The organism is Pseudomonas sp. 13B_3.2_Bac1, from assembly GCF_025466205.1.
In the GTDB taxonomy this organism is placed as follows: Bacteria; Pseudomonadota; Gammaproteobacteria; order Pseudomonadales; family Pseudomonadaceae; genus Aquipseudomonas; species Aquipseudomonas fluorescens_H.
In genome coordinates, this window is the sequence record NZ_JANLOG010000117.1 from 175,041 (window position 1) to 192,122 (window position 17,082).

The 17,082-nt window shown below is 62.2% G+C and carries 15 protein-coding genes; 9 read left to right on the forward strand and 6 right to left on the reverse strand.

Annotated elements, in window-relative coordinates; genetic code table 11:
• The first annotated feature begins 127 nt into the window (after positions 1–127).
• Both NTD85_RS20105 and NTD85_RS20110 read left to right on the forward strand, forming a co-directional pair.
• Positions 128–1,078, forward strand: a complete 951-nt coding sequence (locus tag NTD85_RS20105; protein WP_262143012.1) for a GlxA family transcriptional regulator — start codon at positions 128–130, stop codon at positions 1,076–1,078.
• A gap of 160 nt (positions 1,079–1,238) precedes the next feature.
• Complete coding sequence (locus NTD85_RS20110; protein ID WP_262143013.1) at positions 1,239–2,696, forward strand: ATP-binding protein; 1,458 nt, start codon at positions 1,239–1,241, stop codon at positions 2,694–2,696.
• Here the strand turns inward: NTD85_RS20110 and NTD85_RS20115 are convergent.
• Positions 2,652–5,468 (reverse strand): ATP-binding protein, encoded by a 2,817-nt coding sequence (locus tag NTD85_RS20115; RefSeq protein WP_262143014.1) that lies wholly within the window; start codon positions 5,466–5,468, stop codon positions 2,652–2,654. The two genes, NTD85_RS20110 and NTD85_RS20115, sit on opposite strands and share 45 nt — an antisense overlap.
• 134 nt (positions 5,469–5,602) lie before the next feature.
• A complete protein-coding gene (locus tag NTD85_RS20120) occupies positions 5,603–6,034 on the reverse strand; it encodes a helix-turn-helix domain-containing protein (RefSeq protein WP_103520180.1) in 432 nt (143 codons plus the stop codon).
• Positions 6,035–6,215: 181 nt separating this feature from the next.
• On the opposite strand from NTD85_RS20120, the gene NTD85_RS20125 reads away from it, so the two are divergent.
• The 5 genes from NTD85_RS20125 (at position 6,216) to ycaC (ending at position 10,948) form a co-directional block, all read left to right on the forward strand.
• Positions 6,216–7,139 carry a LysR family transcriptional regulator gene (locus NTD85_RS20125; protein ID WP_045122544.1) on the forward strand — a complete coding sequence of 308 codons (924 nt, stop codon included), beginning with the start codon at positions 6,216–6,218 and terminating at the stop codon, positions 7,137–7,139.
• A gap of 214 nt (positions 7,140–7,353) precedes the next feature.
• Entirely contained in the window at positions 7,354–7,770 is a 417-nt protein-coding gene (locus NTD85_RS20130) for a DoxX family protein (RefSeq protein ID WP_262143015.1), read from the forward strand.
• Positions 7,763–8,389 carry an antibiotic biosynthesis monooxygenase gene (locus NTD85_RS20135; protein WP_003226324.1) on the forward strand — a complete coding sequence of 209 codons (627 nt, stop codon included), beginning with the start codon at positions 7,763–7,765 and terminating at the stop codon, positions 8,387–8,389. The genes NTD85_RS20130 and NTD85_RS20135 overlap by 8 nt, the downstream gene beginning before the upstream one ends.
• 30 nt (positions 8,390–8,419) lie before the next feature.
• The gene (locus NTD85_RS20140) at positions 8,420–10,258 is read left to right on the forward strand and encodes an amidohydrolase (RefSeq protein ID WP_262143016.1); all 1,839 of its coding nucleotides are present in this window, start codon (positions 8,420–8,422) and stop codon (positions 10,256–10,258) included.
• Between the two features lie 66 nt (positions 10,259–10,324).
• Positions 10,325–10,948 (forward strand): isochorismate family cysteine hydrolase YcaC, encoded by a 624-nt coding sequence (gene ycaC / locus NTD85_RS20145; protein WP_003226320.1) that lies wholly within the window; start codon positions 10,325–10,327, stop codon positions 10,946–10,948.
• 192 nt (positions 10,949–11,140) lie between these two features.
• Here ycaC and NTD85_RS20150 read toward each other — a convergent pair whose 3' ends face one another.
• Positions 11,141–12,568, reverse strand: coding sequence for a mechanosensitive ion channel family protein (locus NTD85_RS20150; protein WP_262143017.1), 1,428 nt, complete (start codon positions 12,566–12,568; stop codon positions 11,141–11,143).
• Between the two features lie 177 nt (positions 12,569–12,745).
• Positions 12,746–13,762 (reverse strand): alpha/beta hydrolase, encoded by a 1,017-nt coding sequence (locus tag NTD85_RS20155; protein ID WP_262143018.1) that lies wholly within the window; start codon positions 13,760–13,762, stop codon positions 12,746–12,748.
• Positions 13,763–13,891: 129 nt separating this feature from the next.
• Between NTD85_RS20155 and NTD85_RS20160 the strand changes: the two genes are divergently transcribed.
• Positions 13,892–14,779, forward strand: a complete 888-nt coding sequence (locus NTD85_RS20160; RefSeq protein WP_262143019.1) for a LysR family transcriptional regulator — start codon at positions 13,892–13,894, stop codon at positions 14,777–14,779.
• Positions 14,780–14,980: 201 nt separating this feature from the next.
• Positions 14,981–15,787 (forward strand): class I SAM-dependent methyltransferase, encoded by an 807-nt coding sequence (locus tag NTD85_RS20165; protein WP_262143020.1) that lies wholly within the window; start codon positions 14,981–14,983, stop codon positions 15,785–15,787.
• Between the two features lie 116 nt (positions 15,788–15,903).
• Here the strand turns inward: NTD85_RS20165 and NTD85_RS20170 are convergent, their stop codons facing one another.
• Positions 15,904–16,104: a transcriptional regulator gene (locus tag NTD85_RS20170; RefSeq protein WP_262143021.1), complete on the reverse strand. Its 201-nt coding sequence runs from the start codon at positions 16,102–16,104 to the stop codon at positions 15,904–15,906.
• A 262-nt stretch (positions 16,105–16,366) separates the two neighbouring features.
• Positions 16,367–17,059 carry a GNAT family N-acetyltransferase gene (locus NTD85_RS20175; protein ID WP_262143022.1) on the reverse strand — a complete coding sequence of 231 codons (693 nt, stop codon included), beginning with the start codon at positions 17,057–17,059 and terminating at the stop codon, positions 16,367–16,369.
• Positions 17,060–17,082 lie beyond the last annotated feature (23 nt).

Consider the following 17,082-nt stretch of genomic DNA (forward strand, 5'->3'; position numbering starts at 1 on the left):
TGAAATACTGTCCCTCTCAGGTTGACAGTTTTGCGCAGTCGATCACGCATTCTTTTCGCCGCTCTCTACGCACTTGGCCATAATGCGAGGCTTGCTTCCTTTTCCTTGATTTCAGTGATGTTCACCCATGAAAACCGTGGCAATGGTGCTGTTTCCCGACTTTCTTCTGCTCGACATGGCCGGTCCCATGGAGGTGTTTTCGGTCGCCAATCGCTACTTGAAGCCCGAAGATCACTATCAACTGATTACCCTGGGCACTGAGCGCGGGATGCTGCGGGCGTCCAATGGTGTGCAGGTGCAGACCGACCGCCATATCGACGATCCTGCCCAGGCCTTCGACCTGTTGCTGGTACCGGGTGGGCCGGGTGCCTATAACGAAAGACACCCGGCGCTGCTCGCCTGGCTGCGGCGCACGGTGAGGCAGGCTGGTTGCTACGGTTCGATCTGCACCGGGGCCTTTGTGCTCGGGCATGCCGGTCTGCTCGACGGTTATCGCGTGACCACGCACTGGAACTACACCGAACGACTGATCAAGGCCTTCCCCGAGGCGCAGGTGGAGACCGACCGGATCTACACGGAAGACCGCAATCTGATTACCTCGGGGGGCGTGACCGCCGGTATCGATCTGGCGCTGGCCGTGGTCGCCCGGGATCATGGGAAAAAAGTCGCTCAGGACGTGGCCAAGGTTCTGCTGGTGGTGATGAAACGACAGGGCGGACAAGCACAGTTCAGTCCGTTGATGGCGGCAGTATCCCCCCAGGAAACCGCGATCACGCGGGTGCAGAACCATGTCCTGGAACACCTCGAAGAAGCCTTCACGGTCGAGCGCATGGCGGGTCTGGCGAACATGAGTACCCGGCACTTTGCGCGGCTGTTCGCGCGGGATGTGAGCATGACGCCGATGGAGTTTCTGCAAAACGCCCGGATCGATTGCGCGCGTAATCTTCTGGAGACCACCGAGCTGCCGTTGAAGACCGTCGCCTATAAAAGTGGTTTCGGCAGTGTGCGGCACATGCGTTTTCTGTTCACTGAAAAGCTTGGTCTGACCCCGGCGCAATACCGCGAACAGTTCAGCTAGAGCGTTGGTGTCCGTCCGGTGCATCCGGATGTCCGTGTTGCGCCCCGCACGGAGGTTGTGCCGTTACCGGCGCCTGCCAAGATAAACGGCAACGCTTGGGAGGGAGAGGCACTGGACGCCGAGGGCATGCTGCCCGCGAGCACTGGCGCCGGAAAACGGCATGAACAGCCACAATGATTTACCCGCGGCATCGGTCCTGCATTTCGGGCCATACGCCTTTCATCTGCGCCAACGGTTGATCCTCGAAGGGGATCGACAGTTGCGCATGGGCGGGCGCGCCCTCGATATTTTGCAGGTGCTGGTCGAGCACGCAGGTCGAGTGGTGCGCAAGGAGCAGTTGATCGCCTGGGTGTGGCCGGACAGTGTGGTCGAAGAGATCAACCTGCGGGTGCACATCGCTGCGTTGCGCCGGGCACTGGGCGATGGTGAAAACGGCCAGCGCTACATCGTCAACGTGCCGCAATGTGGTTACAGCTTTATCGCCCCGGTGCACGGCGACAGTGTCGCGCAAGTGGTATTCGAAACCCTGCAGGCGCCGCAACATAACCTGCCCGCACGCTTGACCCCGGTCATCGGCCGCGATTCGCTGGTCGGCAGCCTGGTGCGACAAATGCCGCTATGCCGGCTGATGACGTTGACGGGCCCGGCGGGCATCGGCAAATCCACGGTGGCGCTGCGGGTGGCCGAGTTGCTGTTGCAGCATTATCGCGACGGTGTCTGGTACATCGACCTGTCCATTGCCGGTGATGCGCCGTCGTTGCTCGACTGTCTGCTGCACACTCTGGATACCTCGTTCGATACGTTAGCGTCGCGGCATGCCTTGCTGATCCTGGATAACGGCGAGCGGCGTCGCGAATCATGCCGGGCGCTGGTGGAACGATTGCTGTTGGCGGCGCCACGGCTGGCGCTACTGGTCACCAGCCGCGAACCGCTGCAAGCCCATCTAGAGACCCTGCAACCGATTGCGCCATTGACCTTCCCCAAGGCGTCGGCGCCGGCCAGTGTCGACGAGCTCATGGGCTATTCGGCGGTGCAATTGCTGGTCAGCCGTGCGCGTGCCCGTCAGCACGATTTCCGCCTGCGCGAGCAGGATCTGCACACCGTGTGCGCGATCTGTCGGCGACTGGACGGTTTGCCGCTGGCGATCGAGCTGGCGGCTGCGCAAATCGATGCGCTGGCGCTGGTGGGGCTGCTAGCGCAACTGGACAATGGTCTGCGCCTGCTCAGTCATGGCCGACGCACCGCGATGCCCCGGCATCAATCCATGAGCGCCGCGCTGGACTGGAGTTATCAGGATCTGCGTCCCTGTGAACGACGGGTATTGCAGCGCCTGTCGGTGTTCAACATGGCCTTCACCGCGGACGCTGCGCTGCGAGTCATTGACGGTGCGCATCTGCGGGCGGTGATTGAACGCCTGGCCGCCAAGTCATGGCTGACGATGGAGCGCGGTGGAGATTCGACGCGGTATCGGATGCTCAACACCCTTCGCTGTTATGTCCGCGAACAGCTGGAAACCAGCGCTGAACGGATGGAAAACCTGCAGCGTCATGTCCTGTACAGCGGACGAAATCGATCAAGCGCGGGCGGACAACTGGCCACGCAACGCGTCGAGCAGTGAGCGCACTTTGCGCAGGTCCGGGGTGGCATAGCCTTCGGTGAAGCGCTGGTAGATCGGGGTCAGCAGATCCAATGCCTCGCGATGGCGTGATTGACGCTGCCACAGTTGTGCCAATGAGGTGGCGCTGCGTAGCTCCCAGGCCAATGCGCCCTGGGAGCGGGCGATGGCGAGAGCGTTTTGCAGGAGGTGCTCTGCCTGCTCGCTGAGGCGTCCCTGCGGACAACCCGCCTCATCCGCCAATAACCGCTCAGCCTCGGCCCGCAACACTTCTGCGGTGCTCCAGCCGGCCGCACCGCTGTGCGCCCGCTCCAGCAACGCATCATCGATATGCCGAGCATCGAGCGTGACCATCAGCTCCTTGATCAGCCCGTTATCCGCCGGAGCGTCGGGCTGGGCCAGATGGTTATCGATCACCTGCGCATAGTGCCGGCCCCAGCGATAGAACAGCAGCACCGAGTGCTTCTGCGCCTGCTCCAACAGCAGTTGCAACAGCGCGCGAGCGTTCTTGTCGTCGCCGTTGTAATGCGCGATCAGACAGCTGGCCAGCGCCAGGGTGTAGCAGATCGAAGTGCCGTGATTGATCTGCACCGCGATGTCCAGCGCCTGCCGAGCGGTGCGCCAAGCCTGTTCGGGAAACCCCTGCAGCCACAGCACCCGGGCAAGAATGGTCAGCGAAGCCACGCTCTGGTCGTACTGCACGCCGAAACCGTGGGTGAAGCGGTTGCGATAGCCACTGTGGGCCATGCGCTGGATCACTTGCTCGGCACTGACCCGCGCTTGCGGCTGGTCGCCGGCGAAGTGCAGGGCGAGGACGCGCAAGCGGTGAATGCTCAACGACAGCAGTGGCTCGTCGTGGCCGCCGAGACGATCGAACTGTTCGCTTTGCAGCAATGCCGCCTGGTAATGCCCGCAACTGAGATTGACCGCCAGGTGCCCGGAGATGGCACGCAACTGTCCGGCGACATCGTTTTGCTGTTGCGCCAATGCGTTGGCTTGAGTGAAGGCGTCGACAGTCTCCGGCGAACCGCCCCAGGTGTGGTAGCAGGCGCTGCCGAGTGCCAGTTGCAGGGCAATCTCCAGAAGTGGGCAGGGTTGCTCGGCACCGCCGAGCAAGGTCAGTGCCTGGCGCACATGGTCGCCATATTCCTTGAGCAACGACAGCTCCTGCCACAACGCGGCTGACGTCGCCGTCAAACGGATGCCGAGATGGCGCGAGCCGTTGCCGTGCAAACTCCAGTCGAGGGCGGCGCGCAGGTCTTCCAGGCTTCGGGCATAGCGCTCAATCCACTGCGTGCTCGGAGTGCTTTCCCATTCGGTCTGCGCCTGCTCCATCAATGCCAGACAGCGTTCGGCGTGGCGTTCGCGCAGGGTTTCGTGCTCGCCGCTGTATTCGAGTTTTTCCAGGGCGTAATGGCGGGTCGTGTCGAGCAGGCGATAAAACACTTCTTCATCGCCAACATCCACATTCAGCAGCGATTTACCCACCAGTTGCGTGACCGACGCGAGTACCTGCGTCGGATCGATGTGCTGACCGACGATCACCGCCGCGGCCGATGCCAGGCTGAAGCTGCCGCGAAAGACCCCGAGGCGGCGCAGACAGGTCTGCTCGCAGGGGCTGAGCAGGTTGAAGCTCCAGTCCAGTGTGGCGTGCAATGTCTGGTGCCGCGCATGGCGCGGGTGGTTGCCCGCCGCCAGCGGGTGCAGATGGCCCTGCCATTGCTCCAGCAAACCGCTCAGGCCCAGGCTCTCGACCTGCGCTGCCGCCAGTTCCAGGGCCAGCGGAATACCGTCCAGGCGCCGACAGATTTCCATGGCCAGCGGTAGGTCGGCGTCGCTCAGTTCAAAGTGTTCATGGGCGCCCATGGCCCGTTCGACGAACAGTTGCAGGGCAGCAAAACCCATCGCCTGCTGGCGATCGAGAACGGCCATCGCTGGCGGGCAATCGAGGGATTCCAGACGCTGCACGAACTCGCCTTCAGCGCGCAGGCTTTCACGGCTGGTGGCCAGAATGTGCACCTGCGGCGCGCCGCTCAGCAGGCTCTCGACGAGCAGCGCCACGGCATCGATCAGGTGCTCGCAATTGTCGATCACCAGCAGCATCTGCCGCTCGCGCAAATGATTGATCACCCCTGCCTGCGGCTCGCTGTCGTGCACTGGCAGATCAAGCAGGTTTGCCAGTTGCGAGGCGATCAGCGTCGGGTCGTTGAGCGGTGCCAGATCCAGCAGGCGGATGCCGTCACGATAGCGTCCGAGCAACTGCTCGGCGACGCGCAGGGCGACGGTGGTCTTGCCGATTCCGCCGGGGCCGACCAGGGTGATGCAACGCTGTCGCGGCAGTTGCTGCATCAGATTGTCCACCAGCGGCTGGCGGCCGATCATCCGGGTATGGCGCAACGGCAAATTATGGCGTCCGGGTGCTGCCTCCAGCAGCCGTTGTCCGCTGACTTGCACCGTCAGCGGGGCAACGAAACTGTAGCCGCGCTGGGCCACGGTGACGATGTAGCGCTGGCCGGCCTGACCATCGCCCAGCGCCTTGCGCAGGGCGGCCATGTGTACTCGCAGATTGATGTCTTCGACGACACTGTCCGGCCACACGCCAGCGAGCAGTTGCTGCTTGCTCACCACTTCACCGGCATGCGCCAGCAGCATCAGCAGAATGTCCATGGCGCGCCGACCCAGGCGCAGCGGCTGGTCACCTTCCATGACCAGCCGCTGCCCGGTGTAGATCCGATAGGGGCCGAAGCCGATGGCCTGATTCGGGGAAAGACTCAACAGCACACTCCTGCGGTGATGCGGTGATCCTGGCAAATGAACGCTGCGTGAGGACGCAGATCGTCGGGTGCAAGGTATCGCAGCATATTCCTCAGGTTTGGCCATCAGTGCAACGCCGGGCTCCTGCGCAACGCTCAAAAGGTCATGGGCCGGGTCCGGGTGTCCTGGTTTTCACGCATGACCTGACAGCGCCAGGCGAACGGATTGATCCCTTCGCTGCGAGTAAACATGTGACAGAAATGTGCCTGATCGCAGAAGCCGCATTCCAGGCTGATCTGCGTCAGGCTCAGGCCCGTGTGGCGGATCAGCAGCTTGGCGCGGGCGATGCGCTGTTCGCGGATCCAGTCCTGGGGTGCCTGGCCGGTGCTGGCCTTGAACGCCCGGGAGAAATGGCTGCGCGACAGCGAGCAGGCGCGTGCCAGCTCTGCCACTTCCAGGCTTTCTCCGAGGCGTTCGAGGATCAGTTGTTTGACCTGCCGCTCCCGTTGCGGGCTGAGGCCGCCGATGAGCGGCTTGCGGGGTTCGCTGGCAGGGGCGAGGGCGACTGATTGCTGTAATTGAGCCATGGCCAAAGTCCGTGTCGTGGGGGCAAAAACAACGCTGCGCAGAGGCCTGCATTGTTAAGACGCGAGAGGCAGGCTGACGAGTTAATCGTTGTTAATTCGCAGGCCTGACCCGGATGCAAACCGCCGTTGATCGGGTAAAGTGCTCAGCACTTGCGACTGGTCATAGAAGGAATTGCCGCCCATGAACCGTAACGATCTGCGTCGCGTCGACATGAACCTGCTGGTGATTTTCGAAGCGCTGATGTTCGAAAAGAACCTGACCCGCGTCGCCGAAAAACTGTTTATGGGCCAACCGGCGGTGAGTGCCGCGCTGGGGCGTTTGCGCGACCTGTTCGATGATCCGTTGCTGCTGCGCAACGGCCGCAGCATGGAGCCGACCGCCCGCGCGCTGGCGATTCTGCAGGAACTGCAACCGGCGATGGACGTGATCTCCGGCGCGGTCAGCCGGGCCAAGGAGTTCGACCCGGCGAGCAGTTGCGATGTGTTCCGCATCGGCCTGTCGGACGACGCCGAGTTCGGTCTGTTTCCGCCACTGCTGCGACAGCTCCAGCAAGAAGCACCAGGGATTGTCGTGGTGGTGCGCCGTGCCAACTATCTGTTGATGCCGGCGCTGCTGGCGTCCGGGGAAATCTCGGTCGGGGTCAGTTACACCACCGATCTGCCGGCCAACGCCAAGCGCAAGAAACTGCGCGACATTCCCTGCAAGGTTTTGCGCGGCGACGACCGTCCCGGGCCGCTGACACTGGACGAATACTGCGAGCGCCCGCACGCGATGGTGTCGTTCTCCGGCGACCTGAGCGGTAACATCGACCTGGATCTGGCCAAGCTCGGCCGGCGGCGGCGCGTGGTGCTCGGCGTGCCGCAGTTCAGCGGTTTGCGCGCGTTGCTCGCCGGCACCGAAATGATTGCCACCGTACCGGACTATGCCGCGTGTGCACTGGTCGAAGGCTGCAACCTGCGCGCCGAAGATCCACCCTTTCCGATCGACGCCGCGCAGCTGTCGATGGCCTGGAGCGGGGTGCACGACAACGACCCGGCCGAGCGCTGGCTGCGCTCGCGGATCAGCCAGTTCATGGCGGCGCCGCTGGATATCCCGCATTCCTGACGCGCCAAATTTCCCTGTGGGAGCGGGCTTGCTCGCGAAAGCGGTGTGTCATTCAACAATGATGCTGGCTGACCGGACGCCACTGTCGGATCGCCGCCCGCACCAGGCTCGCTCGCACAGGAATCCGACTCGCCTGAAAGAGAGCACATCCATTCAATTTCCCACCGCCCGCACCGAGCATGATTCACCCCGATAAGAAATAAAGGATGGGGTCATGAACGCTTTGCAAAGGGATGAACGGGCGCGCGACGCCGGTTTGCTGTTTCTGCGGGTCAGCGGCGGATTGTTTCTGCTGTGGGTCCACGGCTTGCCCAAGCTGTTGAATTTCAATGCGCAATTGCAGCAGATCGAAGACCCGTTTCATCTAGGGGCGCACCTGACCCTCAGCCTGGCGATTTTCGCCGAAGTGCTCTGCCCGCTACTGATCGTCGGCGGGGTGCTGGCGCGATTGGCCTGCTTGCCTATTCTTTTTGTTCTGCTGGTGGCGCTGCTGGTCGTGCATCCGCAATGGAGTGTGGCCGAGGGGCAATTCGGCTGGTTGCTGTTGATCCTGTTCGCCACTGTGTTTATCGCCGGGCCGGGACGGCTGGCGCTCAATGTCCGTCTGCCCGGAGTGCTGCGTTATGCCTGAAGCCCTGAGTCCAAAAGCACCGGGGGTCGGTGAAACCGTGACCCTGATCGTCAAGCACCGGGTCAAGGCCGGATTCGAACAGCCTTACGAGGCGTGGTTGCGCAACATCGTCAGGGTCGCCGGGCAGCGCGACGGTCACCTCGGGGTTGACGTGGTGCGCGGCAAGCTCAAAGGCCTCGACACCTACACCTGCGTGCTGCGTTTTTGCTCCACCGAGGCCATGCAGCTGTGGCTGGAGTCGCCGCAGCGTCAGGCGCTGGTGGATGAAGCAGCGCCGATGCTCGCCGATGGCGACCAGACCGAAGTCGCGCCGGTCAACGAATTCTGGTTCGCACCACTGGCCGATGCCGCCAAGCCGCCGCCGCGCTGGAAGCAAGCGGTGATCACCCTGCTGGTGATTCTGCCGCACACGCTGCTGGTGCCGCTGATCTGGGGGCCGCTGCTCAAGCTGCATCCGCTGCTTTCCAACTACGTGGTCGCCACGTTCCTGATCACCCTGACCATCGTCCTGTCGGTGGTGTACGTGTTCATGCCCCGCGTGACCCGGTTGTTCGCGCCGTGGCTGGAAGCCGGTCAGGCCCATGCTCACGTCGAGCCCGCGAAACAGCCGTCACGCTGACACCCATTCATCTACTCGAAAGGAACTGCGATGAACGCCGATCTGATTCTGTTCAATGGCCAATTTCATACCGTAGACCGCAGCAAGCCGCTGGCCAGTGCGGTGGCGATCAAGGACGGACGCTTTGTCGTCGTCGGTAACGACACCCAGGCCATGGCCCTGCGTGGTTCGGCCACGCAAGTGATTGACCTGCACGGTCGCTGCGTGATCCCCGGTCTCAACGACTCGCACCTGCACCTGATCCGTGGCGGCCTGAACTACAACCTCGAACTGCGTTGGGAAGGCGTGCCGTCGCTGGCCGATGCGCTGCGCATGCTCAAGGAGCAGGCCGACCGCACGCCGACTCCGCAATGGGTACGCGTGGTGGGTGGCTGGAACGAATTCCAGTTCGCCGAAAAACGCATGCCGACCCTCGAAGAACTCAACCAGGCGGCACCGGACACCCCGGTGTTCGTTCTGCACCTGTACGACCGCGCGCTGCTCAACCGCGCCGCGCTGCGCGTCGCCGGTTACACCCGCGACACGCCGAACCCGCCGGGCGGCGAGATCGTCCGCGATGCCAACGGCAATCCGACCGGCATGCTGGTGGCAAAACCCAACGCGATGATTCTGTACTCGACGCTGGCCAAGGGGCCGAAGCTGCCGCTGGAATATCAGGTCAACTCGACCCGGCAGTTCATGCGCGAACTCAATCGCCTCGGCCTGACCAGCGCGATCGATGCCGGCGGTGGTTTCCAGAACTATCCGGATGACTATCAGGTGATCGAGCAACTGGCCAAGGATGACCAGTTGACCGTGCGCATCGCCTACAACCTGTTCACCCAGAAGCCCAAAGAAGAGCTGACTGATTTCCAGAACTGGACTGGCAGTGTCAAGTTGCACCAGGGCGATGATTACCTGCGGCACAACGGTGCCGGCGAGATGCTGGTGTTCTCCGCCGCCGACTTCGAAGACTTCCTCGAACCGCGCCCGGACCTGCCGCAGACCATGGAGCAGGAGCTGGAACCGGTGGTGCGCCATCTGGTCGAGCAGCGCTGGCCGTTCCGCTTGCACGCCACTTACAACGAATCGATCAGCCGCATGCTCGACGTGTTCGAGAAGGTCAATCGCGACATTCCATTCAATGGTCTGCCGTGGTTCTTCGACCACGCCGAAACCATCACCCCGCAGAACATCGAGCGGGTGAGGGCGCTGGGCGGCGGCATCGCGATTCAGGATCGCATGGCGTTCCAGGGCGAATACTTCGTCGACCGCTACGGCGCGAAAGCCGCCGAAGCCACGCCGCCGATCAAACGCATGCTTGCCGAAGGCGTGCCAGTAGGCGCCGGCACCGATGCCACGCGGGTGTCCAGCTACAACCCGTGGACCTCGCTGTACTGGATGGTCAGCGGCCGCACCGTCGGCGGTCTGGCCTTGTACGAAGAAGGTCTGCCACGCACTACCGCGCTGGAACTGTTCACCCACGGCAGCGCCTGGTTCTCGTCGGAGCAGGGCAACAAGGGCCAGATCAAGGTCGGGCAACTGGCGGATCTGGCGGCGCTGAGCGCGGACTTTTTCCATGTCGAGGAAGAAGCAATCAAGTGGATCGAGTCGGTGCTGACCGTGGTCGGCGGCAAGATCGTCTACGCCGCCGGCGATTTCGAAGACCTCGGCCCACGCTCGATCCCTGTGCTGCCGGACTGGTCACCGGTGGTCAAGGTGCCGGGCCACTGGCGGCCGAACTCGCCGTTGCAGGCGCAAGTGCACCAGTGTGTCGGTGCCTGCGCGGTGCACTCGCACAGCCATGAAAAAGCCCGACTGTCGAACGCACCGGTCAGCGACTTCGCCGGTTTCTGGGGCGCGTTCGGCTGTTCCTGTTTCGCTTTCTGATCCCTACAAAAAAGCGCCGGCCAACCGGCCCGGCGCTTCTTGCAACATCCACCCAAGGAGTTTCCCATGAGCGTTCCCTACAAGCGTCTGAACAAAGATGATGCGGTCGTGCTGCTGGTCGATCACCAGACCGGTCTGATCTCGCTGGTGCAGGACTTCACCCCCAACGAGTTCAAGAACAACGTGCTGGCGCTGGGCGACATCGCCAAGTTCTTCAAGCTGCCGACCATCCTCACCACCAGTTTTGACGCCGGTCCGAACGGCCCGATCGTGCCTGAGCTGCGCGAGCAGTTCCCGGACGCGCCGTTCATTCAGCGTCCAGGCCAGATCAATGCCTGGGACAACGAAGACTTCGTCAAAGCGATCAAGGCTACCGGCCGCAAGCAACTGATCATCGCCGGTGTGGTGACCGACGTCTGCGTGGCGTTCCCGACCTTGTCGGCCATCGCCGAAGGTTATGAAGTGTTCGTGGTCACCGACTCGTCCGGCACTTTCAACACCACTGTGCAGCAAGCGGCGTGGGCGCGGATGTCGGCGGCCGGTGCCCACCTGCTGAACTGGTTCTCGGTGGCTTGCGAGCTGCAGGGTGACTGGCGCAACGACATGGAAGGCCTGGCGCATCTGCTGTCCGAGCGCCTGCCGAACTACCGCAACCTGATCAACAGCTACACCAAGTTCACGGCCAAGTGATGCCTGAAGCCCCTCACCCTAGCCCTCTCCCAGAGGGAGAGGGGACTGACCGAGGGGTTTGTTCGCGATACGCCGACCTGCAATACCGAGCCGATCTCCGAAATTGAAGTACACGGAGATCGGCTCCCTTTCCCCCTCGCCCCCTTGGGGGAGAGGGTTGGGGTGAGGGGGGCTCTTGATCTTGCTCTCGCATCAGCGCTTTTGCAGCCAACCCAAAAAACCACCCTTGCGCACCGCCACCGGTTTGGCCATCAACGCCAGCCGACTGCTCTGCTGTCGCACGGCCTGCAATTTGTTCAGCGCCTGGCCGACTTCGCTGCGCTGCTCCATGCATTGGCGCGCCAGGGTTTTGTCGAGGCGGTAGATGATGCTCGAGGTCAGCGCGGTGAACGTGGCTTGCGACGGCGTATCGGCGAGGATGCTCTGTTCGCCCATGACCTCGCTCGGCCCCATGCGCCCGGCCTCGGTCTGGCCGTTGCCATCGGGCACGGTCGCACTGACCACGCCAGTGGCGATGACAAACAGACTGTCGGGGACTTCATCCAGATCCAGCACCACCTGACCAGCCACGTACTGCTGCGCGACCATTGATTCGGCGAGGCGATCACGTTCTTCATGGCTCAGCGAGCGAAAGACTTTCACTTCATCGAGCAACGCGCGGGCGCGGGTCGAGGGTTCGATCACGCCATCAGGGTGACGGGAAATACCTGCGGCTTCGAGATGCCGGTGGGCGAGGTCGAACAGTTGATTGCGCACTTCGCCTTTGTTGCTCAGTTCACTGATGAAACCGCTGGCGACATACTCCGACATCTCCTCACCGGCCTCTTTCAACACGGCTTTGGGCGGCGGATTGAGCAGCAGGCTGCTGCTGCCCTGCAGGGTGCGGTCGAGGGCGTCGAGTACCCGTCGTGGGCGAATGTGATTCGGCACCTTGAGGCTGATCGAGACGCCGTGCAGGTTGCTCGGACGACTGAGATTGACGATCTTCGCCTTGGCCGCCACCGAGTTCGGCACTACCGCCAGGGTGCCGGTGCTGGTCAGCAGGTGTGTGGCGCGCCAGTCGATGTCGAGCACCTTGCCCTCGACACCGTCGATCACCACGAAGTCGTCGACCTGATACGGTTTGGTGGTGTTGAGCACGATCCCCGAAAACACGTCGCTCAAGGTGCTTTGCAGCGCCAGAACGACGACGATCGCCACCACCCCGGAGGTCGCCAGCAAACCTTTGACCGGCAGCTCCAGCACGTAACCGGCGGCCGCGACGATCGCTGCCAGAAACACCAGCGCGCCGATCACGTCCTGCAACAGCCGACCGCTGTGCCCGATGCGCCGCATCAGCGCCAGACCGATCACTTCGGTCAATACGCGCGCGGCGTACAGCCACCAGACAATCCCCAGCGCCGTCGCGCCCAGTTGCATCACCCGGTCATCGGCGAACAGCGGCGCCTGCAACGGGCTGATCTCGGCGTTGATGATCAGTGCGCTGAACGCCAGAAACAGCGCCAGGCGAATGCCGACTCTCGGTGCGCGATGCTGGAACGGGGCGAGGTGCCAGAGCAACGCGTCGAGGAGCAGCAGGGCGGCGCTCCAGGACAGTGGGTGGGTGAGGAGGATGGACATGATGTGCTCCACGATGATGAGCGCTGTTGTGGCGAGGGAGCTTGCTCCCGCTTGAGTGCGCAGCGCTCACACAATTTTGGGGCCGCTGCGCAGCCCAGCGGGAGCAAGCTCCCTCGCCACGGAATGTGGTCAGGCAAAAAACTCGCCGCACCGTCAGGTGTGGCGAGTGAGGGGGCCTCAGTTCAGATGCGTCTTCAACTCCGCCGCCGCCTGCCGCACGGCCGCTTTCACTTCCGGAATCTGACTCAGCGGATTGAGCAAGCCAAAGTCATGAATCATCCCGTTGTAGCGCACCGAGGTCACCGCCACTCCGGCCGCATCCAGATGCCGCGCGTAGCCTTCGCCTTCATCCCGCAACACGTCGAATTCGGCGGTCTGCACCAGCGCGGCGGGCAGGCCCTTGAGCTGGTCGCTGCTGGCGTTGAGCGGCGAGGCGTGGATCTGCGCACGCTCGGCCGGGTTGGTGGTGTAGTTGTCCCAAAACCATTGCATCATGCCTTTAGTGAGGAAATGGCCCTCGGCAAATTGCTGGTACGACGCGTCGTCGAATTGCGCATTGGTCACCGGCCACATCAGCAGCTGGAAGCGCACGGCCGGGCTCTGCTTTTCTTTGGCCATCAGCGCCACGACCGCGGCCATGTTGCCGCCAACGCTGTTGCCGGCCACCGCCAGACGCTTGCCGTCGACGCCAATGTCCTTGCCATGCTCAGCCACCCATTGGGTCGCCGCGTAGGCCTGGTTGATCGCTGTCGGGTACTGCGCTTCCGGCGACGGCGTGTAATCGACGTACACCGCGACCGCTCCAGAACCGACCACCAAATCGCGAATCAAGCGTTGGTGCGTCGGGTAATCGCCCAACACCCAACCGCCACCGTGGAAGAACATGAACACCGGCAACTGGCCTTTGACCTTGGCTGGACGCACCACTTTGAGGTGGATCGTCTGGCCATCGACGGTGATCGCCTTGTCGCTGACTTCAACCCCGGACAGGTCGACTTTCACCGACGCCTGAGCGCCAGTCAGCACTGCACGGGCATCCTTCGGGCTCAGTTGCTCCAGCGGTTTGCCACCGCCGGCGGCGAGGGCTTCGAGGAAGGCCTGGGTGGTGTGTTCGACACCCGGGCTGCCAGCGGCGAAAGCGTTGCCGACGGAGAGGGCGAGAAGGGATGCGGTCAGGGTCTTTTTGATGTTCATGCTCAATTCCTTTTTCGAAAGTTTTTGGTGTTGTGTCGGGCTGTTCTCAAACCGTGAACACAGATTAATGAGCTGTCGAAAAGTGAAAAAGCGGCTATAAAGCGTTTGACTGTCTACCAGAGAGTGACAATGAACCCGTTCGAAGACATGCGTATTTTTTGCCAGGTCATGGACTCCGGCAGCTTCACTTCCGCGGCCGATCAGTTGGGCCTGTCCAAGCAGTTCGTCAGCCGCCGTTTGATGCAGCTCGAAGAGCGCCTCGGTGTGCGCTTGTTGAACCGTTCCACCCGACGCCTCGATGTCACGCCACTGGGCCAGAGCTACTACGAATCGGCGCTACGCCTGCTGGGCGAAGTGGAACAGGTCGAGCAGGGCATCGCCGGGCAGACCGCCGAGCCGCGCGGTACGATTCGCGTCAGTGCACCGCTGTCGTTTGCCGTGGCGCATCTGGGATGCCTGCTGCCGCTGTTCCTGCAGCGCTATCGCGAGGTCACCGTGGAGGTGGATTTGAGCGATCGCCCGGTGGACCTGCTTGGCGAAGGTTATGACCTGGCGCTGCGCATCGGTGTGCTGGAAGACTCGACGTTGATTGCGCGGCGCATCGCCGCCATCGAACGGGTGTACTGCGCCAGCCCGGCGTATCTGGCCGAACGCGGCACACCGCTCAATCCCGAAGACCTGCACAGCCACGACTGCCTGCCGTACGGCCACGGTCGTTCGGTGCAGTGGCGCTTCAATGCGGGGCAGGGCAAGCCGCTGCTGGTCAACGTCACCGGGCGCATGCGGGTGAACAATGGCGAGTTGCTGCGCGATGCGGCGGTGCAGGGGATGGGGATTACCTATCTGCCGACGTTCATCGTTGGCGCGGCGCTGAAGGATGGGCGACTGGTGCCGGTCCTCGACGATTACCGCACAGAACCGTTGACCTTGTCGGCGGTGTATCCGCAACATCGCCAGGCTTCGCGCCCGGTGCAGGCGCTGGTCGAGTTTTTGCGCGAACGCCTCAACCAGATGTGACCACGCCAAAAGTGTGGGAGCGGACTTGCTCGCGAAGAGGTCGTGTCAGTCGATATCCATGCTGACGGATACACCGCCTTCGCGAGCAAGCCCGCTCCCACAATGGCACTGTGGGTTGGCTTACAAGTTCGCAACAACCCGAATTGCCGAGCTGTTCTAGACTCGTGGCCGCTCAATCACGAGCATCGCCCGGAGTGCGCCATGGAAGTGCCCAACAATAAAACCGCCATCGCCAGCAATCGACAGGCGTGGAACGATTCTGCTCGCCACCACCGTGAATCGGCCGAATGGCAAGCGCTGTTGAACGACGTGTCCCAGGCTGATTTCTCTTGCCTCGACGATACCTTGCGCGGCTTGCTGGAGCAGGTCGGCGTCGACGGTAAAGAGGTGATTCAACTCGGTTGCAACAACGGCCGCGAAAGCCTGTCGCTGTTTGCCCTCGGCGCGCGCAGTGTGGTCGGCGTCGATCAATCGGAGGCGTTTCTCGAACAGGCCCGCGAGCTGAATCAGCGCTCGCCGTACAACGGCGAATTCATCGAAAGCGATATCCATCACCTGCCGGCCGCGCTGCACAGCCGCTTCGACGTGGCGCTGATCACCATCGGCGTGCTGAACTGGATGCCCGACATCGGCGAGTTCTTCCGCCATGTCGCGCTGACTCTCAAACCGGGCGGCAAACTGGTGATCTACGAAACCCATCCGTTTCTGGAAATGGTCGATCCCGACGCCGAAGACCCGTACCGCCTCGCCAGCTCCTACTTCCGCGCCGAACCATTCGTGCAGGAAGAACCGATCGTCTACGTGGGCAAGGTCGAGCAGCAGGCTGCCAAGTCCTACTGGTTCGTGCACACCCTCGGCGCCATCATCAGCGGTGCCATCGCGGCGGGGCTGAACATCGCGCACTTCAAGGAGTATGCGCATTCGAACCGCGAAGAGGTGTATGACCAGTACCTGAATCAGCCAGCGCAGATGCCGCTGTGCTTCACCCTGGTCGCCAGCAAGACCTGAAGCTTTCCATCGATCCAACCGGCCTTTTCGCGAGCAAGCCCGCTCCCACATTGGATCTGCGTCGTACACAAATCCATTGTGGGAGCGGGCTTGCTCGCGAAGGCGTCGATAAGGTTTCAAGTCTGGCTGAAAGAATCAGAACCAACTCTGGCCGTTTGATCCCTTCGAATGTTCGAGCAAGCCTCTGCCACATAGCCGATGGCTCGAAGCAACTCTTCATCGTCGTCATTGCTTAGCACTTGCTTCAGATATTCACGAATTGCCGCGACATCTACGAGTAATGACGGCATCTCTAGGCTGGTGAGTTTGTGGCTCAACTTTCTGCTCCCTTCTGTTTTTGCACCAATTTACTTGATCACGCCATTGGCAACAGTCAGGCATAAACTTTAGGGCAGGAGGGCGATTCTTTTTTGGTTGTGGGCAAAGTCGTGTATTACGCAAAGAACATAACGAATGACTTCCCGCCTCATCGCGAGCAGGCTCACTCCTACAGTTGAATGGTGTCGTACACAAATCCACTGTAGGAGTGAGCCTGCTCGCGATGGCGGCCGAATGGCCACCATCGCTTTTACGATTGAATCACGCCTGCGCCGGCGCACTCACCACCGGCCGTTCCGGTTTGCGCAGTGGTTCCAGGCGTGAGCCGTCATAGCGGCTTTCGCGGTAGAAGCGCCAGCGGCCGAACAGGCCGTAGACGTGGGTGATGCGCCCCTGTTCGTGGTAGCCCATGCGCAGGTGCAGCTTCATCGCCGGGATGTTGCGGGTTTCGCAGGTGTCCACGACGGTGTGGCAGCCCTGGGCGGCCATGGCTTCCCAGAGGGCGACTTGTACGTCCACCGACAGGCTGGTGCCGAAATACGGCCGGGCCATTTCGCCTCCGAATTCGAAGAACTCACCGGGTTTGACCGGGAACCAGCAGCCGTAATAGTGGCGGTCGTGGTAGTCGCGAATACTGCCCCAGATGAACGCCACCGCGTGACCGTCGCCGTCGAGGTACATGTGCCCGGTGTGGCCCTCGGCGGCGAGTTCGGCCATGGTTTCGACGCGGTCGCCGAAGTGTTTGGCGAAGGCCCCGGTGTTGAGCTGGGTGATATCGACTTTGCGCAAACCTTCGTACGGGCGCGGCTTGTGCGGCGGCACCGGGGAGACCAGATCGCGCTCCATCCACAGCAGCTCCCAGTGGAAGAACACGTAGCGTTTCCAGAGGGTGGCGAAGACACGGCCGAGGCCTTTTTGACGAATGCGTTCGCGCAGTTTTTCGATAACACTCATGTTGCCCTCCGTGGCCGAGGCCC